This window comes from uncultured Cocleimonas sp., from assembly GCF_947495625.1.
Classification (GTDB): domain Bacteria; phylum Pseudomonadota; class Gammaproteobacteria; order Thiotrichales; family Thiotrichaceae; genus Cocleimonas.
The window spans coordinates 1-18,717 of the sequence record NZ_CANLZW010000019.1 but is presented as its reverse complement, the minus strand read 5'-3'; the positions used below and the strand labels follow the sequence as shown (position 1 = coordinate 18,717).

Sequence of the window (18,717 nt, the reverse complement as noted above, 5' to 3'; positions counted from 1 at the left end):
ATAATTATAATATGAAATTAATATTGCCACTATTTACATAAAGGAAGAATTTTATGAACAAATCAGAACTAATTGATGCTGTTGCTGCTAAGTCAGGGCTAACTAAAGCTGATACAGAAAGAGCATTTAAAGGCTTTGTAGAAAGTATCACAGAAGCTCTACAAAAGGGCGACCAAGTTACTATGATTGGTTTCGGAACATTTCTAGTTCGTGAGCGTAAAGCACGTACTGGACGTAACCCACGCACTGGTGAAACTATCCAAATTAAAGCTGCAAATAATCCTGCATTTAAGGCTGGTAAAGCTCTAAAAGATGCAGTAAACTAGCGCGCTTTCTGAGGCCAGATGGTTGGCCTCAATCCAGTGGGTGATTAGCTCAGTTGGTAGAGCGTCGCCCTTACAAGGCGAATGTCGGGAGTTCGAATCTCTCATCACCCACCATTTTTTTTTGCGTTTTTTTTTAAAAAATGTTATGCGGAGCGGTAGTTCAGCTGGTTAGAATACCGGCCTGTCACGCCGGGGGTCGCGGGTTCGAGTCCCGTCCGCTCCGCCATATTATGAAGGGTGCCTTAGGGCATCCTTTTTTAATATAAGATGTATTTGTTGCTGATTACTATCCTGTCGGATTTTAATAACAATATTGTTTAAAGTTTTTCCCACTTGCTAAAAAGGTGACAATTTTTAGTAATTTCGAAATCTGATGGATTTTGATTCAGTGGGTGATTAGCTCAGTTGGTAGAGCGTCGCCCTTACAAGGCGAATGTCGGGAGTTCGAATCTCTCATCACCCACCACTTTTTTTTACATTTTTATGAAAAATGTGATCCGGAGCGGTAGTTCAGCTGGTTAGAATACCGGCCTGTCACGCCGGGGGTCGCGGGTTCGAGTCCCGTCCGCTCCGCCATATTAAGAAGGATGCCGTAAGGCATCCTTTTTTTTGCTCAAAATAAATAGATAGCTATTATTTTTAATGTCTATTTGAAAAGAGGGGTTTTATATTTGAAATTCAGTAATTTAAAAGTCACCCCCCTACTTATAGGCATATTTTTTTAAAATTATTGTGTCTGTATTTGTTAAATCACATTTTCGGTCAATTTCCAATAATTATTATCACTAGCAAGGCTTGTCTTTCTTGGTAACTACGGGCGCATAAGGTATCATTACGCGCTGAATTTATAACACTATATTACTGAGATAGGGCTTTTCAGTAATCTAACTTGATAACACAAAAGAGAAATTATGTTACAAAATATTCATGACAAAGCTAAAGGTTGGGTTGCATATTTAATCGTGGGATTTATTGCAGTTCCTTTTGCTCTATTTGGCATCAGTTCGTATTTAGGTGGAAGTGGTTCGCTAGTCGCTGCAACGGTGAATGGTGAAGAGATTCAGGTTCAAGAAGTGCAAAACCTGGTATTGCAACAACGCCAAAGAATGATGCAAATTTTCGGCGGGAAATTACCTCCCGGATTTAATGAAGATACGATCAAACAGCAAGCTTTAGATCAGGTGGTGAATCAGGCGTTATTAAGGCAGGAAGCTGCAAATAATGGTTATCGAGCAAGTAATCAGGAAGTCTATGACACTATTGCAAACATTCCGGCTTTTCAAAAAGATGGTCAGTTTGACCCTAAGACTTATGAATTGTTGTTAGAGTCTCAAAGAAGAAGTAAAAATAGTTTTGAAACAGAAATCAGAACGAGTATTACTAATCAGCAGTTTTCTCAAGGGATTAGTAAAGCGGCTTTCCTTCCAGTTGAAGAGGTTACTCGATATCAGGGTTTGCAGAATCAGCAAAGAAATGCTGAGACCTATACTTTGAAGCAGGCGGATTTTGAATCTCAAGTTCAAGTTTCTGCTGAAGAGATAAAAGCGCAATACGATGCAAACTTATCGAATTATATGACCAACGATAAAGTCAAAGTGAGTTATGTCTTATTGGAACAGTCTGAGCTCGCAAAAACCATTCCTGTAGAAGATGATGCATTACAGTTATTTTATGATGATAATTTAAGTCGATATACAGATCCAGAGCAACGCAAGGTATCTCATATCCTCATTAAAGTTGGTGATGAAGATGGTGCTGAAGCTCAAGCAGAAGAAAAAGCTAAAGCGCTGTATGAAGAAATAAAGTCTGGAGCTAAAACTTTCGAAGATGTTGCTAAAACTGATTCTGATGACAAACTTGCCGCAGAGAAAAATGGAGAACTCGGTTTAATCGCAAGAGGCGAAATGGGGCCATTGTTTGAAACTGAGGTTTTTGCTTTGGAAAAAGGTGCTATATCTGAAGTTGTTAAAACTGAAGCTGGTTTTGAAATATTAAAAGTTCAAGACATCATTGAGTCTAAACAAAAATCATTTGATGAAGTAAAGACTGAAGTAGAGACTCTTTATCGTAGAGAGCAGGCTGAGAAATTATTCCTGGAACAATCAGATAAATTACAAACATTGGCTTTTGAGAATGATAGTAGTCTTGATGGTGCAGCAGATGGGATTGGAGCAAAAGTTGAAACTTCAGACTGGATTCAACGTGGTGAAACCCCAAATCCTGATAAGAAGTATTCTTCTGCAAAATTTATTCAAGCGGCATACAGTGATGAAGTTTTGAACGGAGGTAAGAATTCAGAGCTGATAGAGATTGACCCTACAAAAGTAGCGGTGCTTCGTTTACAAGAACACAAAGTCCCAGAACAAAAATCACTGGCTGATGTTGAAGAGCAAATTAAAAGTAGCTTGCTTAGTCAAAAGCTTCGTAAACTGTTAATTGACAAAGGCGAGTTGGTGCTCGCATCTCTTAAGCAATCTGGAGAATGGTCGGCATTAGAATCTATTGGTGCAAGTGCAGATAAAGTAGAGATCAATGCTGATGTAAAGCGAACAGATACACGTTTATCTAATACTATCGTTGATAAACTATTCAGCATGGATAAGCCGGAATCAGGTAAAAAGACTTTTGCTAATACCATTCTTCCTGCTGGAGACTATGTCTTGATTGCTTTAACGGGTGTTAAAGACGGGGCAACAGAGTTGGATACTAATCTGCAAAAGAGCTTTACTCAAATGATTGCGTCTCGCGAACAGGCAGCAGTATTAAAATCTTTACGTGAAAATGCTGAGGTTGAGCTGTTCCCAGAGAATATTCAATAATTAGCTGCTTTTAAAACTTAAAGAGTCCGTTTATTGTCTCTTTAAATTTAAAGACCCCCCCCCTACTTATAAGGGGTTTTTAAGCCAATGAGTCGCAAGATCATTGGCTTAATTGATTATGTATTTAATGTAATATTAATCCAAATACAATTTGTCTATATGCTTTAATCTATAAACAATATTCCTAATAATTTCGATATTTAAATTAGCCATGAAAATACATTTAAAAGCACTAGGTTGTAGGCTCAACGAAGCAGAACTTGAGCAATGGTCCAGAGAATTTACTGGAGAGGGGCATAGCATTGTAAAAGATGCAGAAGTTGCTGATGTAGTAGTAGTTAATACTTGTGCTGTAACGACCGAGGCCACAAAGAAATCTCGTAAATTGATGAATCGTTTGCATCGTGAAAATCCGCAATCGAAATTAGTTGTCAGTGGTTGTTATGCGACACTTGAAGAGCAGGAAGTGGCAAAGCGAATTGGTGTAGATCTGGTTGTGAATAATCAAGACAAAGACCTATTGCCGAGAAAGGTAATGGATGAGTTTTCAGCCAATACCATGCCTTTAAATGCGATGGAGCCGGATCAATCATCATTGTTCCTTAGGGGAAAGCAGCGTGCATTCATCAAGATTCAAGATGGCTGTCGATACCGTTGTACCTATTGCATAGTTACTGTTGCGAGAGGCGAAGAAAAAAGCCGTACCTTAGCTGATATTGTAGAAGAAGTTAATCATTTGCATCAGCAGGGAATTGAGGAAATTGTCTTAACAGGTGTTCACGTAGGCGGTTATGGTAGTGATATTGGCAGCTCATTAACTGACTTGGTGAAAGTGTTACTGGCCGAAACTGATATTCCAAGAATACGTTTTGCTTCCGTTGAGCCTTGGGATTTGCCTGAAGATTTCTTTACTCTTTTCGAAAATAAACGGTTAATGCCGCATATGCATTTACCACTGCAAAGTGGGGCCGATTCAGTTTTACGTCGTATGTCACGACGTTGTAAGGTTGCTGATTTTTCTGCTCTGATTAATCAGGCAAGATCTTCAATTCCAGATTTCAATGTGACAACAGATATAATTGTTGGTTTTCCTGGGGAAACAGATGAAGAATGGTCGTTAACTTTAGAAAATGTTGAGTCTATTGGTTTTGGACATATGCATATATTTGCTTTTTCCCCTAGAGAGGGAACCAAGGCCGCAGGTTTGCAAAACCAGATCGCGGAAGATATTAAAAAACAAAGAAGCCATGAGCTTCATTTATTGGCGGAAAGTTTAAAGAAAGATTTTCACCAGCAGCAAATTAATCAAGCAGTCGATGTGTTATGGGAAGGACAGAAAAAAAATGAAGAGGGTAGGCGCGTTTATAGTGGATATGCTCCAAACTTCTGTCGTGTTGAATCTATTGGGCAGAATGATGTCTTATTAGAGGGAAGAGTAAAGCAAACTCAAATTCTGGGTTATTCTTCTGATAAAAGTGTATTAACAGGAAAGGTGCTTTAACGATGAAAAACACATTCAAAAAGTTTGTATGTGTGGGTTCTATATTGGCGATTCTGTTGTCTTTAGGTGCTTGTAATGCAAATAAAGCTGAATCTCCTAAGCAAGTAAGTCAGGCTTTTTGGCAGGCGATTCAAGATCGTGATATGGAATCAGCAAAAATAATGGCAACGTGGGATACCGTTGATTATCTGAAATATTTAAATACAGATAAACTGCATCCAGAAAGATTTGAATTGGGTGAGCAGATGATGGGGGAAACCCGATCTGAAGTTTCGACCGTTCTATATACGAGTAAAATAGGTGAGTCTGGAGTTAAGATGCCAGGTGTAACTGTTCTTGTGAAGACAAGACATGGTTGGCGTGTGAATGTGAAAAAGTCTATGACTTCTGTCGTGAAATACACGGCCAATAATATTTTTGATCAATTGAATGGTTTAATGCAAGAAGGCGTAAAAGGCCTGGATGAGTCCCTGTCAGAGTCAATGAATGAATTGGGTCGTGCAATAGAAGAAGGTACACAAGAGTTGAAGAGAGAGCTTTCTAAGCCATTATTGATGCCGAATGAGTCTGTCCCTCAGGTTGAAAAGAAACATTCAGGAAAGCAAATCTAACGTAAATCGATAAGTTGGGTTTCGGTCGCGATCAAATCTAATCTAACATCCCAGGTTTCTGGTTTGAGTTCATCTATTTCCTGAAAATCGTAGGCAAATCCCATCAGTATGGTTTTATTTGGTTTGTCTTTTTTGAAGGCAAAGCAACGATCATAAAAACCACCTCCCATTCCAAGTCTGTTTCCATTTTTGTCAAAACCAAGAAGCGGTACTAGAACAAGATCTAACTGCTCTCCACTGACTAAATCGCTTTCCTTAAATATGGGTTCTGGGATAGAGAATCTATTGATCTTGAATTTAGTTATGGGTGTTAATTGGCCAAATAACAAACCTTGTTGTTTATTTGAGGACAGAACAGGCAAGTAAAATACCTTTTCAGCTTTTTCTCTTTGAGCTTTGTGAATAAGATCAGCAGGGTTAGCTTCTCCTTTTACTGAGTGGTAAGTGCCAATATTTTTTGCATCTTTATAGGCTTCAGAGCTTTCAACTGTTTCAATGATTTTTTTAGATTTCTCTGCTTGTAATTTTTTTGAGAAAGATGTTCTTTTATCTTTTAAATAGGCTCTAAGTTCATGTTCCATAATTTGATACTAATAACATTAATGCAAACTATAAGGTATAAAAAAACCACCTAAAAAGGTGGTTTTGATTGCTAAGAGTAGCTTCTTCTGGAGCTTTTGGCAATTATGAGTCGTTTGCCTGGCCATATTTTACTGCTTCGCATTTTGTTTAGTCTTTTTATGCGCTTGACAGTAGTGCCATGTTTGCGTGCAATCTGGAATAAATTATCACCACGTCTAACTTTGTGATAACGAAACTTCGAGCGTTTTCCGCGAGAGTACTTAGCGTATCCTCTTGCGGAAACATTGTGCACGTCTTTAGCCGGAGGGAGAGACTGTATCGCTTTGTGCAAGCGCCCGGCGTAGCGACGTGGAAGTGTAATTTGGTTTGAGAAACGAGGTGTAGTTATACCATGCAGATAACCAGAATTAAGTGCAAGTAACTTATCGGCAGGAAGGCCGGCACGTGCTGCAGCTTTTCTTAGATTTACTGGTTTATTAACGTTTATGCGTGCGAGAGCAGGGCTATTAGGAATTCCTTTAAGACGGACTTGATAAGCACCTGGATTGCGGTAGATCTCTTTAAATGCAAGTAAGCGTGGTACGTATTGCCTTGTCTCTCTTGGAAGATCTAAGCTCCAATAGTCTGTTCTTTTTCCTCTACTTCTATTTTTTGCGATTTCTCTTTCTACTCTATATTCGCCACAATTATATGCTGCTAGAGCGAGTAACCAATCGCCTTTGAACTGTCGATTGAGTTTTTGTAAATAGTCTAATGCTGCACGTGTAGCTTGATGAGAGTCTAATCTTGCATCATAGCTTCGTGTTTGTTTTAAACCATAGCGACGACCAGTTGCGGGAATAAATTGCCACATGCCAGCTGCGCCCGCATGAGAAAACGCTGAGTTTTTATAGGCACTTTCAACAAATGGAAGTAATGCTAGCTCTGTAGGCATTCTTCGACGGTTCAATTCGTTTACTACCATGAAGAGGTAATCAGAAGAACGATCTGCTAGTTGTTGGATTCTTTGTGGGCTACGAGAAAATTCGCGAGTATATTTTTTTACAAGTGGCTGGTGTTTGTAGTCGCGAAATCTGAAGCCTTGGTAAACTCGATTCCAAAGATTGTGTTGCGAATTTTGTTGTTGAGTTCGCTGTAGATTCGCCTTTTGGTATTTTTGTCGTTGAGCTTGTTGAATTCTTTGTTGATGCGCTTTTCTTCTAGCGGCGTTCTGCCTAAGTATCTGTTGGCGCTTTGCTGCATAAGGGTCAGGTTTAACTGTATTTGCAGCCGGCTGAGCTTGTGTTCTTGGGGTGTATGCTTGTTGTTGGGCTGGAGCGGTTCTAGGAATGTTTTTAACAACACCTAATGCTCTAGCAGCATTTAGAATGCTTTGGTCGTCGGAGTTGGTTTGTGCTGAAACTAAGTTGGGAAGTCCATATATTGATAAAATTGATATAAAAAAAGTTATAGTCACCCTGAAAGGTGAATTGTTGGTTTTCATCCCATGCCCTTAAAAATTAAATGCTAGTAAAAATAGAGTATACTTTTTTCATGAAAAATGAATTGAATATTTACGGTGCTATCATCTAAATATGACTCTACAGTATCCCCCGATATTACGTGTAAATATAGTATGATATGGCTTCAATCTCAAGGTATATATTGGTTTCGAGTTAGTTGGACGTTAATCAAAAGAGGTATATAAATAATAAATGAGAAACAACGAAGAAGTACTAAAGCATTGTTTTAACTGGTATGAATCTCATTCTGGAGCCGCAGCTTTAGAAGAATTAGATGTCTTTTTTTCTGATTTATTGTCAGAGATATTTGGTTATTACGCCATACAAATGGGCGCGTTAAGTGGTCAGGAAGATTTACTGAAGCATTCCAGGATTACTGCCGATTTTTCTCTGGTAAGCGATGATGCTCTCAAATTCAGAGTTGAAAAAGCTGGTAAACCTTTAGATAAAGCTGAACTTACTAGTAGTTCTATCATAGGCGGATCAATTAATGAAAAAGCTAAGCAAGACTATTCTTTAATCGCTACTAACGAACAATTGCCAATATCCACAGATAATGTTGATCTTGTGGTTGCAAGCCACATACTAGAGTCTTCAAAAAACCCTCATCAGGTATTGAGAGAGATAGATAGAATACTTGTACCCGAAGGGCATTGTATTTTGATTGGGTTTAACCCGCATTCTGTTTCGAACCTTGGAAGACAGATGAGGCATTTTCGTGAAAAACGTCAAAGTCCATACAAAATGAGAAGTGTTAATCGAGTGAAAGACTGGTTTTCATTACTAGGTTTTAAAGTGCTTGATGTGAATTACCTTGGTTATAGACCAGGTGTAAAAAACAAGAAGCTTTTTGAAAGCTTGCGCTGGATGGAGAGTTGGGGTGAATATACTGGGCCTATTTTAGGTAATATGTATGTTATTCATGCCAAAAAACGAGTCATTGCAATGCGACCTGACAAGAAAGTATGGCAAGCTCCTGCTGTATTAAGTGGCGGTAAGGTTGCTTTAAATAGAACTGCGAGAAAAATAAGACAAGATAATTATTCTAATTTATGAGTGAACAAAAAGTAGTCGTCTATACAGACGGAGGATGCAGGGGGAACCCTGGTCCAGGTGGTTGGGGTGCAGTATTGAAGTTCGGTGAGCACGAGAAAGAAATCTATGGTTACGAAGCTGAAACCACAAATAACCGTATGGAGTTGATGGCAGCAATAAGCGCTTTGGAAATGTTATCTCGTTCTTGCGAAATTGAGCTGACTACAGATTCTCAATACGTACGAAAAGGTATTCTAGAATGGATGGATGGCTGGAAGAAGCGTGGCTGGAAAACTGCGGCTAAAAAGCCTGTGAAAAATAAAGATCTATGGCAGCGATTAGATGCTGCAGTGCAAAGTCACAATATAAATTGGCATTGGATCAAAGGTCATAGCGGTCACCCGGGCAATGAGCGGGCAGATGATTTAGCGAATCGCGCCATGGATGAAAAGAAAGGGAATACCTAAGGTAATATATAAATGATTAGACAGATTTTTCTTGATACTGAAACTACGGGTTTAGAAACGCGCGATGGACACCGAATTATTGAAATCGGTTGTGTAGAGATGGTCGATAGAAAGCTGACCAATAATAACTACCATCAATACATTAAACCAGATCGTGAAAGTGATGAAGAAGCTTTGGCGGTTCACGGTATCACCACCGAATTTTTAGCGGATAAACCCAGATTTAACGAAATTGCTGTCGACTTTTTAGAGTATGTGAAAGGTGCCGAGTTAATTATTCACAATGCACCTTTTGATATAGGTTTTTTAAATTACGAACTATCTTTGTTATCTAGCGGAGTAGCAGGCGGTATACAAGACCTAGCTACTATCTGTGAAATCAGTGATAGTTTGGTGCAAGCTAGACAGCTTCATCCAGGTCAACGTAACTCCTTAGACGCTTTGTGTAAGCGCTATATGATTAGCAATGATCATCGTCAGTTGCATGGGGCGTTACTGGATTCTGAGATACTTGCTGATGTTTATCTAGCGATGACAGGTGGTCAAACTGCGTTATTATTAGGAGGGGAGGGGTCTAGTGATGCAGAGGTCAGCGCAAAGTCATTCAGTCGATTAGATTCAAAACGCCAGCCCTTCGCGGTGATAAAAGCTGATGCTAACGAGTTGGATAGTCATCAGAAGTATTTGCAGAAAATTCAAGATGAATCAGGTAAAACCCTTTGGGATAGTTATTAGGCACTGCTAAAAAATGCCTAGTGCGAATCTAAAACCATCAAATTTAAGGTTCAAACAAGGAAGCAAAAAACACCCTTAAAGTAGGGGGGTGACCTAAATCAAATAACTAACAATAGTTAGTTTCTTGATTTTACCTCCCCTTTAAAACTCTTTGCTTGTCTCTATTCCAATCCTTTTCTTTTTCAGTTGCACGCTTATCGTGTTGCTTTTTACCTTTACCAACGCCTATTTCTAACTTTACTCGATTGTTTTTCCAGTAGAGTGATAGCGGTAAAATAGAATAACCTTTGCGATCGACTTCTGCCTTTAGTTTTACGATTTCATAATCATGTAACAAGAGCTTTCTTACACGAGTTGCATTTGGATGAATGTGCGTAGATGCCGTCAACAACGGTGTAATTTGAGCGCCAGACATCCAGGCTTCACCATTTTTGATGAATACATAGCCTTCTTTTAATTGAGCGCGACCATCACGAAGGCTTTTTACTTCCCAGCCTTCAAGTACCATCCCGGCTTCAAAAGTATCTTCAATAAAATAGTCATGAAATGCAACTTTGTTACGCGCTATGGATTGGCCACCATGACCTTTTTTCTTTTTGTTTTTCTTTGCCATCGAAATACTAGCCTGTTGTTTTATTGAGTAAAAAGGGATTATAACCTGACGAATCTAAATATTCGCTGTTAGAATATAATCTAATACAGCTTTAAGAATTGTAGTGGTTTTTTTCTATGTCTCAAGTAAATAAAAGCGCATTAGTGCCATATAGTGCAGAACAAATGTATAAATTGGTTGATGATGTGTCATCGTATCAGCAATTTCTGCCATGGTGTGGTGCTTCTGAGGAAATTTCTCGTGAGGGTAATGTTGTTGTAGGCTCAGTAACTATATCAAAAGGGTCAGTGAAAAAATCCTTTACCACTAAGAATATTCTTACTGAAAATGAACAAATAGAAATAATTCTAGTAGATGGGCCCTTTAAAAAGCTTCAGGGTTTTTGGAAATTCACTGAATTAAAGCCTGGCGCGTGTAAAGTTTCGCTTGATTTGGAATATGAATTTTCAAGTAAAATTCTGGGTATGGTAGTTGGGCCTGTCTTCAATCAAGTGGCAAATACAATGGTTGATTCTTTTGTAAAGCAAGCGAAGGTAGTTTATGGCTGATAAAATTCATGTAGAAGTGATTTATGCGCTGCCAGATGAGCAAGACTTATTAAATCTAGAGATCGAAGAAGGCTCAGAAGTGCAACAGGTTATTCTTGAATCGGGAGTATTAGAGCTATACCCTGAGTTAGATTTAGATACCATGAAGGTAGGGCTTTTCGGGAAAATCACCACAATGAAACAAAAGGTTAGGGATAAAGATCGAATTGAGATCTATCGTCCTTTAATCGCAGATCCTAAGGAAGTTCGTAAAAAACGAGCAGCTGAAGGTAAAGTGCTTAAAAAAGGTGGTAGTGGAGCAGCAGCAGAAAAGGCTGATAATTAAATGAGAGGCATGGTTCCGCCAGATCCTCAAACAAAGGTTTCTTTGCCAAGGTTTGCCGTTGTTTATGTGCCTAAAAGAAATAGAAAACGTTTTCCGGCAAATTGCGTTGAGATTTTTGAGACTAAAGAATTGGCAATAGCTAACGCTTCCTCAGGAGATAAAAAGTTTGCTGCTATTGTGGTTGGTCCTTCTAAATCTTCAGAAGGACAGTTTATCTATTATCTGGGTGAGTGGCTCTAAAACAGTTGGATAACTATTTTTTAACTTGAGTCAGCTGGTCGTTAGTAAAAAATAACGTCAGATTTTGTTTGTTTCCTAACTTTTTTCCGTCGCGTTTGAAGTAAACATAATCCCAACGATTGCTTCTAAAGTTATCTTGCAGTAATGGATTGCCTAGCAAAGAGGCAACTTCTGCTTTACTCATGCCTTTTTGAAGTTGAGAAACGGTTTCGTTGTTTAATGCATTTCCCTGTTGAACTTCCATTTTATATATGGAGCAACTGGAGACTAGTAGCGCTAATGTGAGCATAGCGATAACTTTAAGCATTGAGTTGGGTCGTGTTTTAAACATAGTTTTACAGGCTTATTTTGTAATTGGTTAATTATTCTACAATATTTATTGCAGGGCTATTAGTTTTTTACGTTAAAAGGTGAATTACTTTGTTTAATTGGTGGTGCGTAAGATATCATTTTGATGATTTTTGAAATTAATTGTAATTTCGATTTTGCATTTGCTGTTATGAGGCGTATAATATCCCGTTCTTTTAAAACCTATATTCATTTAACTTACTATCTTATTAGTAATATAAAACAGAGCAACAATATGCCAAGTGTAAAAGTTAGAGAAAACGAGCCTTTTGAAATTGCATTACGTCGTTTCAAGCGTACCTGTGAAAAAGCGGGCGTTGTAGCTGAAGTTCGTAGCCGCGAATTTTATGAAAAGCCAACTTCAATCCGTAAGAGAGAGAAGGCTGCTGCAGTTAAGCGTAATATCAAGAATTTAAAGCGCGAGATTAATCGTCGCGTAAGAATGTATTAATTAATACATTCTTTTATCACTAACTATATAGCGCTAAATGCTAAATATAGTTATTTTGATAAATAAATAGTTTAACTATTTCAAGCAAATCAAAGATCACTAGTATGTCAGACTTAAAACAACGCCTTTCCGATGATATGAAAACGGCTATGCGTGCCAAAGAGAAAGACCTGCTATTGACAGTTCGTACTATCTTAGCTGCGATCAAGCAGCAAGAAGTCGATACTCGCGAAGACCTCAATGACACAGATGTTCTTGCTATACTTGATAAATTGAGTAAGCAACGTCGTGAATCCATCAGTCAGTTCAAAGATGCGGGCCGTGATGATCTTGTTGCTCAGGAAGAAATGGAGCTTGGTTTTATCCAGCGATATTTGCCTGAGCCACTGAGTGATGATGAAGTTCAGAGTCTCGTTACCGATGCGATCGCAAGTTCTGGCGCAGAAAGCATGAAAGACATGGGAAAAGTTATGGCTATTCTCAAGCCTCAAATGCAAGGTCGTGCTGATATGGGAAAAATCAGCGGTATCATCAAAAGCGCTTTAGCTGGTTAAAATTAATGTTTCATATCGTATGTTCACCAGCGATATGTCATAGTAAATTCTGTCATCATTTGTCATTAATAATATGACGCTTTCTTTTTTTAAATTTAATACATCTAAGACTTTCTGTTTTGATGTTATTAGTTCAGGACAATGCCTTCCATGTCAGAATTAAAAAACGATAGATTTCTAAGAGCTCTACTCAAGCAACCCGTAGATACAACGCCAATATGGATTATGCGACAAGCAGGGCGATATTTGCCTGAGTATAAAGCGACTCGTGCGAAAGCCGGGAGTTTCATGGATCTATGTGAAAACGCTGATTTAGCATGTGAAGTTACGCTTCAGCCTTTGGAGCGCTATGACCTTGATGCCGCGATACTTTTCTCTGATATTTTAACTATTCCAGATGCAATGGGCCTAGGTCTTTATTTTGCCGAAGGCGAAGGACCAAAATTTGAGCGTCCTTTGAAAAGTCTGGCTGATATTCAACAACTTCCTGATCCTGATCCTGAAAACGAATTGCAATATGTGATGAATGCAGTGCGCACTATCCGAAGAGAATTAAATGGTCGCGTGCCGTTAATTGGATTTTCTGGAAGTCCGTGGACACTAGCAACTTATATGGTTGAGGGTGGGACAACCAAAGATTTTGGCAAAGTCAAAGGGATGATGTTTGAAAATCCTCAGGCAATGCATCTTTTATTGGATAAGTTAGCTTCTAGTGTAACGTCTTATCTAAATGCGCAAATTGCTGCTGGTGCTCAAGCTGTAATGGTTTTTGATACCTGGGGTGGAGTGCTTTCACCTGAGAAATACAAAGAGTTTTCTTTGGCATATATGCAGAAAATCGTATCTGGTTTAACGCGTGAAGCAGACGGACGTAGAGTCCCTGTAACGTTGTTTACCAAGGGTGGTGGGCAATGGTTGGAAATCATGGCGGAAACAGGGTGTGATGCTCTTGGTTTAGACTGGACTCAAGATATCTCTGACGCTCGTCAACGAGTAGGAGATAAAGTGACTTTGCAGGGTAATATGGATCCTAGTGTTTTGTATGCATCCGCTGACACGATCAAAGATGAAGTGAAAAAAGTGATTACTGGTTTTGGAAAAGGTACAGGTCACGTATTTAATCTGGGTCACGGAATTCATCAGCATATTGATCCTGATAATGTGACTGTTCTGGTTGATGCGGTTCACGAATACGGTAAACAGTAAATTACAGTCAAATAAAATTAAATTTGAATACAGCTTAAATCGATCCAGTGTCGATTTAATAAAAACCATCTAAAAGTAGGGGGGTGTAGTTAACACTCCTTTGCTGTTTCTTGGTGTCATATTTTATATCCCCCCTCACTTTTTGCAAATAAATTCCCTTATCTGGCATACAAGAACTAAAAAAAACCGTACTAATAATCAAATCTGGATTTATGTATTGGGCTGATCCTGTGCATGGTTCATCCAAAGGTTTCAGCTAAATCTTATGATATAGTTGATTTTGCATATAAGGACGGAGGCTTTAAATGTTAATCAAGAAAAATAACGAACTTAGCGAAAATGAAGTAACAGACTTTTCGGTCTATCAAAATCGACGTAAATTTATGAAGACGGCTGCAGGCCTTGGTATTGCAGCGGTTAGTGGTTTGCCTATCATCGAGGCTTCCGCAAAAACAATATCCCCCTATTCAACCGATGAAAAGCTGACAGATTACAAAGATATTACAACGTATTGTAACTTTTACGAGTTCGGTACGGGGAAAGAAGATCCCGCAAAAAATGCGCATACTTTAGTAACCTCTCCCTGGGATGTGGTTATAGAAGGGGAGTGTGAAAATCCGGGTAAATATAATCTTGAAGATCTGTTAAAGCCAGTTTCTGTCGAAGAGAGGATTTATCGTTTTCGTTGCGTTGAAGGCTGGTCAATGGTGATACCGTGGATGGGCTTTCCACTAGCTGATTTGATTAAGCGTATGCAGCCAACCTCTAAAGCTAAATATGTCTACTTTGAAACGCTTCATGACCCTAAGCAGATGCCAGGTCAAAAACGTGCAGTACTGGATTGGCCTTATGTAGAAGGTTTGCGAATGGATGAGGCGATGAATCCATTAACGTTAATGGGCACAGGTATTTATGGCAAAGATTTGTTAAATCAGAATGGTGCGCCGTTGCGCCTGGTCGTTCCCTGGAAATATGGTTTTAAAAGTATAAAAAGCATCGCAAAAATACGATTTTCTGAAACGCAGCCAGTAAATTCCTGGCAAAAAGCGAATAAAAATGAATATGGTTTTTTCTCAAATGTGAATCCTGATGTTTCTCATCCGCGCTGGAGTCAACGTAAAGAAAGACGAATCGGTCAATTTCGAAAAATTAAAACGCAACCGTTTAATGGTTATGGTGAACAGGTAGCATCACTTTATACTGGAATGGATTTAAAGAAGAATTTCTAAGCTTGATTAATTTAGGTTTGGCAATTTGCGGCGGTACACATCTAATAAAAATAAGTGAGTAAATTGAAAGTTGGCTAGTAATGAAAATCTCGGAATATAAATTTTCACGTATTCTAAAACCATCTCTGTTTGTATTATTACTGCTCCCCGCCATCTATTATGGTTGGGGAGTCTGGCAAGATGCGCTGGGTGCTAATCCCTTAGAGGCTGTAATAAGAGGTTTAGGCGATTGGGGTTTAAGGATTCTATTGCTTACTCTGGCAATTTCCCCTTTAAGGCGTTTACTCAACTGGGCTCAGCTTTTGCGCTTGCGTCGTATGATTGGTTTATATGCCTATTTTTACGTAGTTTTGCACTTGCTGGGTTATCTTTGGTTTGATCAATTCTTTGATTGGGAAGAAATCTGGTTTGATATTCTGGAGCGTCCATTTATTACGGTAGGTATGGTAGCCGTTATTTTATTGACGCCACTGGCGGTAACTTCAACTAAAGGGATGATTAAGCGATTGGGTAAGAAGTGGAAGAAGCTGCATATGTTGATCTATCCTATTTCTATGCTTGGTGTGCTGCATTTTTGGTGGATGGTAAAACTCGATATCACGGAACCTGTGATATATGCTGCCATATTAACTATCTTGTTCGGGGAAAGGTTGTTTAATAAATATTTTAAATAATCTAAGTTGTTGTTTTTATATGTATTATATTAAATAGATATGTCCATTCGTCGTGAGTTTCTCGACTGAAATTTTCAATCCTATATTATGTACCATAGTTAGACCAGCGAACCACTTAACTAACATTTGTTGTTTTAAACTAGTAATAATTTGTTTAGTTAGATAAGTAGCTCCAAAAATAATAATAATAAACATGGTAACTCAATGAAAGTTAAAGCCTTAAGTGCAGTGGCTGCGGTATCCCTATTAGGATTATCTGCGTGTACTCAGCAATCTGCAGCACCCCAAAATACAGCTAATTCTTCAAAGACATATTATGTCAAAACACCCAAGCAAACACCTAAGCCTCAACAAGTGGTTTTTCAGCAGCAAAGAAGAGCTCCTACTTATAAGCAGAGTGTATCTCAGCAGCAAGTAAGACGACCCGTTGTTCAACAGCCAAGGGTCGTCGTAAAGCCGGCTCAACCTTCACAGAATGCTCGACAACAAGCTGAATTATCAGAGCTCTATGGTATTGGTGATCAAATATTTAAAAATGAAACAGGTGGGCGTATAGATCAACTTGTTCACTGGAATCTAAGAGAAGATTTCGCCGCAATGGGAATAGGGCATTTTACCTGGTACCCATCAGGTCGAAGTCAAAGATTTGGAAATACTTTTCCGGGCTTGCTAGATTACTTACAGAAAAATGGTGTGCAACTTCCTGCTTGGGTTCAAAGAGCAAGGTTTGAAGGAGCTCCATGGAGAAATCGTGCACAATTAATGGCTGCAAAGAATAGTCCAGAGATTAAGCAATTCTCACAGCTCTTGTATAATACGAGACACTTGCAAGCTAAATACATTATGGATCGTGCCATGCGTGCGATGCCTAAATTAGTTAAGAAGACTCCATCTCACTTACGTGGTCAGGTTGCTAATAACCTTAATGCTGTAGCTAATTCGCGCGGCGGTAGATATGTACTTGTTGATTATGTTAATTTCAAGGGTGAAGGTTTAAATCGAACTGGTGGTTATAAAGGACAAAACTGGGGGCTATTGCAGGTTCTCGAAGAAATGCGTCCAGTAAACCCGGGTCAACAAGCACTTAATGAATTTGCTGATGCGTCGATGAGAGTACTTGAGCGTCGTGTAAAAAATTCAAATCCAAGTAGAAACGAAAGAAAGTGGTTGCCTGGCTGGAGAAATAGAACCAACACCTACCGCAATCCTATCTAGATAAAATGTTTAGACATAAAAAAAGCCCTGAAAAATCAGGGCTTTTTTTATGTGTTTTTGTAATTAGTCTGTGCGACTTGTTACTTCAAGCAAGTGATAACCAAACTGTGTTTTAACAGGGCCTTGAACCGTGTTAACTGGTGCGCTGAATACAACTTTATCAAACTCAGGAACCATTTGGCCTGGGCCAAAAGAACCTAAATCACCACCTTGTGCTTTTGATGGACAGCTAGAATGTTGTTGAGCGATTGCGCCAAAATCGGCACCTTCTTCAATTTGTTTTTTAAGATCGTTACACTTTTCTTCAGTATCAACGAGTAAATGACGAGCGCTGGCTTGTGCCATGGTATTCTCCTAATAGAATAAATTCGGGATGGATTATATATAAGAAAAGGATTGTTGCGGGTAAAAATCTACTTTTCGTGTGGTTATCATTTTTATTGGCTAAATGTAATGAGAGGGTCGAGATTAGATCTGAAAAATAACACAGTGAAAAAAAAGATTTTTAAGCGTATTTTTAGATTAAAAAAGGTCACCCCCCTACTTTTAGCCTCTTTTTTAAATAATCGTGAAAATGTATGTGATTTTTTGATATTCGGACTTTACCTTGGCCTCGTGCACAGGTATTCTTGCGCTTCGTAAAAATACACGATTAGAATTGGAGAAGTGGCCGAGTGGCCGAAGGCGCTCCCCTGCTAAGGGAGTATCTGGTTTATCCCGGATCGAGGGTTCGAATCCCTCCTTCTCCGCCATTTTAATTGAGTAAAGCCGTATTTCGTTGCAAACTCTATAAGATGAGAATATCTATCTCTTGACTTGTAAAGTTTATATAAGCAGAATACGCAACCTTGATTTATCAAGACCTGCGCTGGTAGCTCAGATGGATAGAGTACCTGGCTACGAACCAGGGGGTCGGGGGTTCGATTCCTCCCCAGCGCGCCATACATTAAAAGCCAGCTTTCTAGCTGGCTTTTTTGTGTCTGTTAATTCGGCATGACTAAATCAATATTCTCTTGGAGCTTTTTTCAAAAAAGTAAGTCCCTCTATCCGGTATAAAGTGACTGTATGAATAAAATAATTTATAGTGAAATGGAGTGGTTCGAAGTTTAGTTATGTTTTCTTTTAGGAATTTAACCAAAACTATTTAACTGCTTAAATATGATATATCCAGAATATACTGGGCGAAAAATAATAAAAAAAATGTATAGGTTGTTGAAATGTCTGCGGATAAGGCACCACAAAAATCCTCATTATCAGAACTAGGTGAAAAGCTAGCTTTTGACGAATTAAGTGCATCTGAAAAACAGGATGATATCGCTATTGACCCTATGGAAATAATAAGCTCAGACGATGAGCTAGATCTCATCTTGGCTTCATTGACCGCAGAAGAAGATCAAAAGCACGAACCTGTGCTTGAAACAGCTGAAATTCCCGAAAAAGAACCAGAATCACAGCAAACTAATAATAGTCAGCCTGTTGTTCCTCCCAAGCCTCCTGCTCTAACTGTTAAAACAAAACCAAGCGTTTTTGACAAGCTTCGTTCAACCCTGCATGTTCATAAATCAACGGAAGATGAGGTTGATGATTCGAATCAGCAAAAAATAGAACAAGAAAGGCTTCAGAAAGAAAAAATAAAACAGCAGCAGCTAGAGCAGGCAAAGCTAGAGCAGGCAAAGCTAGAGCAGGCAAAGCTAGAGCAGGCAAAGCTAGAGCAGGCAAAGCTAGAGCAGGCAAAG

The 18,717-nt window shown here is 38.9% G+C and carries 22 protein-coding genes and 6 tRNA genes; 23 read left to right on the top strand and 5 right to left on the bottom strand.

The genetic code is table 11. The features are described from left to right. The first annotated feature begins 53 nt into the window (after positions 1-53). The 8 genes from Q1A31_RS11735 (at position 54) to Q1A31_RS11700 (ending at position 5,257) form a co-directional block, all read left to right on the top strand. Positions 54-326, top strand: a complete 273-nt coding sequence (locus Q1A31_RS11735) for an HU family DNA-binding protein (RefSeq protein WP_131904120.1) — start codon at positions 54-56, stop codon at positions 324-326. Between the two features lie 38 nt (positions 327-364). Continuing rightward, positions 365-440 (top strand) — tRNA-Val (locus Q1A31_RS11730). Between the two features lie 35 nt (positions 441-475). Continuing rightward, positions 476-552, top strand: a tRNA-Asp gene (locus Q1A31_RS11725). Positions 553-716: 164 nt separating this feature from the next. Continuing rightward, a tRNA-Val gene (locus Q1A31_RS11720) sits at positions 717-792 on the top strand. A 33-nt stretch (positions 793-825) separates the two neighbouring features. Then, a tRNA-Asp gene (locus Q1A31_RS11715) sits at positions 826-902 on the top strand. 335 nt (positions 903-1,237) lie between these two features. Further along, on the top strand, positions 1,238-3,145 hold the full coding sequence (locus Q1A31_RS11710) for a SurA N-terminal domain-containing protein (protein WP_299876554.1): 1,908 nt from the start codon (positions 1,238-1,240) through the stop codon (positions 3,143-3,145). Positions 3,146-3,356: 211 nt separating this feature from the next. Continuing rightward, positions 3,357-4,646 (top strand): tRNA (N(6)-L-threonylcarbamoyladenosine(37)-C(2))-methylthiotransferase MtaB, encoded by a 1,290-nt coding sequence (mtaB, locus tag Q1A31_RS11705; RefSeq protein WP_299876552.1) that lies wholly within the window; start codon positions 3,357-3,359, stop codon positions 4,644-4,646. Between the two features lie 2 nt (positions 4,647-4,648). Beyond that, positions 4,649-5,257, top strand: a complete 609-nt coding sequence (locus tag Q1A31_RS11700) for a hypothetical protein (protein ID WP_299876550.1) — start codon at positions 4,649-4,651, stop codon at positions 5,255-5,257. Here Q1A31_RS11700 and Q1A31_RS11695 read toward each other — a convergent pair. Then, positions 5,254-5,838 (bottom strand): 5-formyltetrahydrofolate cyclo-ligase, encoded by a 585-nt coding sequence (locus Q1A31_RS11695; protein WP_299876548.1) that lies wholly within the window; start codon positions 5,836-5,838, stop codon positions 5,254-5,256. The genes Q1A31_RS11700 and Q1A31_RS11695 overlap by 4 nt on opposite strands. Before the next feature lie 71 nt (positions 5,839-5,909). Continuing rightward, positions 5,910-7,322, bottom strand: a complete 1,413-nt coding sequence (locus tag Q1A31_RS11690) for a transglycosylase SLT domain-containing protein (protein ID WP_299876546.1) — start codon at positions 7,320-7,322, stop codon at positions 5,910-5,912. A gap of 211 nt (positions 7,323-7,533) precedes the next feature. On the opposite strand from Q1A31_RS11690, the gene Q1A31_RS11685 reads away from it, so the two are divergent. From Q1A31_RS11685 to dnaQ, 3 genes are read left to right on the top strand one after another with little or no spacing between them, the layout of a single operon-like run. Next, positions 7,534-8,397 (top strand): class I SAM-dependent methyltransferase, encoded by an 864-nt coding sequence (locus Q1A31_RS11685; protein ID WP_299876544.1) that lies wholly within the window; start codon positions 7,534-7,536, stop codon positions 8,395-8,397. Beyond that, positions 8,394-8,843, top strand: a complete 450-nt coding sequence (rnhA, locus tag Q1A31_RS11680) for a ribonuclease HI (protein WP_299876542.1) — start codon at positions 8,394-8,396, stop codon at positions 8,841-8,843. Before Q1A31_RS11685 ends, rnhA begins: the two co-directional genes overlap by 4 nt. 12 nt (positions 8,844-8,855) lie before the next feature. Next, entirely contained in the window at positions 8,856-9,578 is a 723-nt protein-coding gene (dnaQ, locus tag Q1A31_RS11675; protein ID WP_299876540.1) for a DNA polymerase III subunit epsilon, read from the top strand. 130 nt (positions 9,579-9,708) lie between these two features. On the opposite strand, the gene smpB is transcribed toward dnaQ, so the two are convergent. Next, a complete protein-coding gene (gene smpB / locus Q1A31_RS11670; RefSeq protein ID WP_299876538.1) occupies positions 9,709-10,191 on the bottom strand; it encodes an SsrA-binding protein SmpB in 483 nt (160 codons plus the stop codon). A gap of 116 nt (positions 10,192-10,307) precedes the next feature. Between smpB and Q1A31_RS11665 the strand changes: the two genes are divergently transcribed. Genes Q1A31_RS11665 through Q1A31_RS11655 form a run of 3 tightly spaced genes read left to right on the top strand, consistent with a single transcriptional unit; the run spans position 10,308 to position 11,304 of the window. Then, complete coding sequence (locus tag Q1A31_RS11665) at positions 10,308-10,739, top strand: type II toxin-antitoxin system RatA family toxin (protein WP_299876536.1); 432 nt, start codon at positions 10,308-10,310, stop codon at positions 10,737-10,739. Further along, on the top strand, positions 10,732-11,064 hold the full coding sequence (locus tag Q1A31_RS11660) for an RnfH family protein (RefSeq protein WP_299876534.1): 333 nt from the start codon (positions 10,732-10,734) through the stop codon (positions 11,062-11,064). The genes Q1A31_RS11665 and Q1A31_RS11660 overlap by 8 nt, the downstream gene beginning before the upstream one ends. Then, positions 11,065-11,304: a hypothetical protein gene (locus Q1A31_RS11655; protein WP_299876532.1), complete on the top strand. Its 240-nt coding sequence runs from the start codon at positions 11,065-11,067 to the stop codon at positions 11,302-11,304. Between the two features lie 13 nt (positions 11,305-11,317). On the opposite strand, the gene Q1A31_RS11650 is transcribed toward Q1A31_RS11655, so the two are convergent. Next, positions 11,318-11,635 carry an outer membrane protein assembly factor BamE gene (locus tag Q1A31_RS11650; protein ID WP_299876530.1) on the bottom strand — a complete coding sequence of 106 codons (318 nt, stop codon included), beginning with the start codon at positions 11,633-11,635 and terminating at the stop codon, positions 11,318-11,320. 252 nt (positions 11,636-11,887) lie between these two features. Here Q1A31_RS11650 and rpsU point away from each other — a divergent pair, with 252 nt between their 5' ends. The 6 genes from rpsU (at position 11,888) to Q1A31_RS11620 (ending at position 16,981) form a co-directional block, all read left to right on the top strand. Continuing rightward, a complete protein-coding gene (gene rpsU / locus Q1A31_RS11645; RefSeq protein WP_131904107.1) occupies positions 11,888-12,103 on the top strand; it encodes a 30S ribosomal protein S21 in 216 nt (71 codons plus the stop codon). A 104-nt stretch (positions 12,104-12,207) separates the two neighbouring features. Beyond that, positions 12,208-12,657 carry a GatB/YqeY domain-containing protein gene (locus tag Q1A31_RS11640; RefSeq protein ID WP_299876528.1) on the top strand — a complete coding sequence of 150 codons (450 nt, stop codon included), beginning with the start codon at positions 12,208-12,210 and terminating at the stop codon, positions 12,655-12,657. Positions 12,658-12,807: 150 nt separating this feature from the next. After that, positions 12,808-13,863, top strand: a complete 1,056-nt coding sequence (gene hemE / locus Q1A31_RS11635; protein ID WP_299876526.1) for a uroporphyrinogen decarboxylase — start codon at positions 12,808-12,810, stop codon at positions 13,861-13,863. Between the two features lie 305 nt (positions 13,864-14,168). Continuing rightward, positions 14,169-15,092, top strand: coding sequence for a protein-methionine-sulfoxide reductase catalytic subunit MsrP (gene msrP, locus Q1A31_RS11630; protein WP_299876524.1), 924 nt, complete (start codon positions 14,169-14,171; stop codon positions 15,090-15,092). An 80-nt stretch (positions 15,093-15,172) separates the two neighbouring features. Further along, positions 15,173-15,766 carry a sulfite oxidase heme-binding subunit YedZ gene (locus tag Q1A31_RS11625; protein ID WP_299876523.1) on the top strand — a complete coding sequence of 198 codons (594 nt, stop codon included), beginning with the start codon at positions 15,173-15,175 and terminating at the stop codon, positions 15,764-15,766. Positions 15,767-15,970: 204 nt separating this feature from the next. Then, positions 15,971-16,981 (top strand): hypothetical protein, encoded by a 1,011-nt coding sequence (locus Q1A31_RS11620; RefSeq protein ID WP_299876521.1) that lies wholly within the window; start codon positions 15,971-15,973, stop codon positions 16,979-16,981. A 63-nt stretch (positions 16,982-17,044) separates the two neighbouring features. Here Q1A31_RS11620 and Q1A31_RS11615 read toward each other — a convergent pair whose 3' ends face one another. Beyond that, positions 17,045-17,326, bottom strand: coding sequence for a peptidylprolyl isomerase (locus Q1A31_RS11615; protein WP_299876518.1), 282 nt, complete (start codon positions 17,324-17,326; stop codon positions 17,045-17,047). 315 nt (positions 17,327-17,641) lie between these two features. On the opposite strand from Q1A31_RS11615, the gene Q1A31_RS11610 reads away from it, so the two are divergent. The 3 genes from Q1A31_RS11610 to Q1A31_RS11600 all read left to right on the top strand — a co-directional run. Continuing rightward, a tRNA-Ser gene (locus Q1A31_RS11610) sits at positions 17,642-17,733 on the top strand. A gap of 113 nt (positions 17,734-17,846) precedes the next feature. Further along, positions 17,847-17,923 (top strand) — tRNA-Arg (locus Q1A31_RS11605). A gap of 275 nt (positions 17,924-18,198) precedes the next feature. Further along, on the top strand, positions 18,199-18,717 hold a 519-nt coding region (locus Q1A31_RS11600), incomplete at its 3' end, for a pentapeptide repeat-containing protein (RefSeq protein WP_299876516.1).

Coding starts and splice junctions, on each gene's coding strand:
- Q1A31_RS11660 (WP_299876534.1), top strand. CDS start 10,732: ATGGCTGATAAAATTCATGTAGAAGTGATTTATGCGCTGCCAGATGAG.
- hemE (WP_299876526.1), top strand. CDS start 12,808: ATGTCAGAATTAAAAAACGATAGATTTCTAAGAGCTCTACTCAAGCAA.
- Q1A31_RS11650 (WP_299876530.1), bottom strand. CDS start 11,635: ATGTTTAAAACACGACCCAACTCAATGCTTAAAGTTATCGCTATGCTC.
- rpsU (WP_131904107.1), top strand. CDS start 11,888: ATGCCAAGTGTAAAAGTTAGAGAAAACGAGCCTTTTGAAATTGCATTA.
- msrP (WP_299876524.1), top strand. CDS start 14,169: ATGTTAATCAAGAAAAATAACGAACTTAGCGAAAATGAAGTAACAGAC.
- Q1A31_RS11615 (WP_299876518.1), bottom strand. CDS start 17,326: ATGGCACAAGCCAGCGCTCGTCATTTACTCGTTGATACTGAAGAAAAG.
- Q1A31_RS11640 (WP_299876528.1), top strand. CDS start 12,208: ATGTCAGACTTAAAACAACGCCTTTCCGATGATATGAAAACGGCTATG.
- Q1A31_RS11710 (WP_299876554.1), top strand. CDS start 1,238: ATGTTACAAAATATTCATGACAAAGCTAAAGGTTGGGTTGCATATTTA.
- Q1A31_RS11655 (WP_299876532.1), top strand. CDS start 11,065: ATGAGAGGCATGGTTCCGCCAGATCCTCAAACAAAGGTTTCTTTGCCA.
- Q1A31_RS11690 (WP_299876546.1), bottom strand. CDS start 7,322: ATGAAAACCAACAATTCACCTTTCAGGGTGACTATAACTTTTTTTATA.
- Q1A31_RS11625 (WP_299876523.1), top strand. CDS start 15,173: ATGAAAATCTCGGAATATAAATTTTCACGTATTCTAAAACCATCTCTG.
- Q1A31_RS11620 (WP_299876521.1), top strand. CDS start 15,971: ATGAAAGTTAAAGCCTTAAGTGCAGTGGCTGCGGTATCCCTATTAGGA.
- Q1A31_RS11695 (WP_299876548.1), bottom strand. CDS start 5,838: ATGGAACATGAACTTAGAGCCTATTTAAAAGATAAAAGAACATCTTTC.
- Q1A31_RS11700 (WP_299876550.1), top strand. CDS start 4,649: ATGAAAAACACATTCAAAAAGTTTGTATGTGTGGGTTCTATATTGGCG.
- rnhA (WP_299876542.1), top strand. CDS start 8,394: ATGAGTGAACAAAAAGTAGTCGTCTATACAGACGGAGGATGCAGGGGG.
- dnaQ (WP_299876540.1), top strand. CDS start 8,856: ATGATTAGACAGATTTTTCTTGATACTGAAACTACGGGTTTAGAAACG.
- Q1A31_RS11735 (WP_131904120.1), top strand. CDS start 54: ATGAACAAATCAGAACTAATTGATGCTGTTGCTGCTAAGTCAGGGCTA.
- mtaB (WP_299876552.1), top strand. CDS start 3,357: ATGAAAATACATTTAAAAGCACTAGGTTGTAGGCTCAACGAAGCAGAA.
- Q1A31_RS11665 (WP_299876536.1), top strand. CDS start 10,308: ATGTCTCAAGTAAATAAAAGCGCATTAGTGCCATATAGTGCAGAACAA.
- Q1A31_RS11685 (WP_299876544.1), top strand. CDS start 7,534: ATGAGAAACAACGAAGAAGTACTAAAGCATTGTTTTAACTGGTATGAA.
- smpB (WP_299876538.1), bottom strand. CDS start 10,191: ATGGCAAAGAAAAACAAAAAGAAAAAAGGTCATGGTGGCCAATCCATA.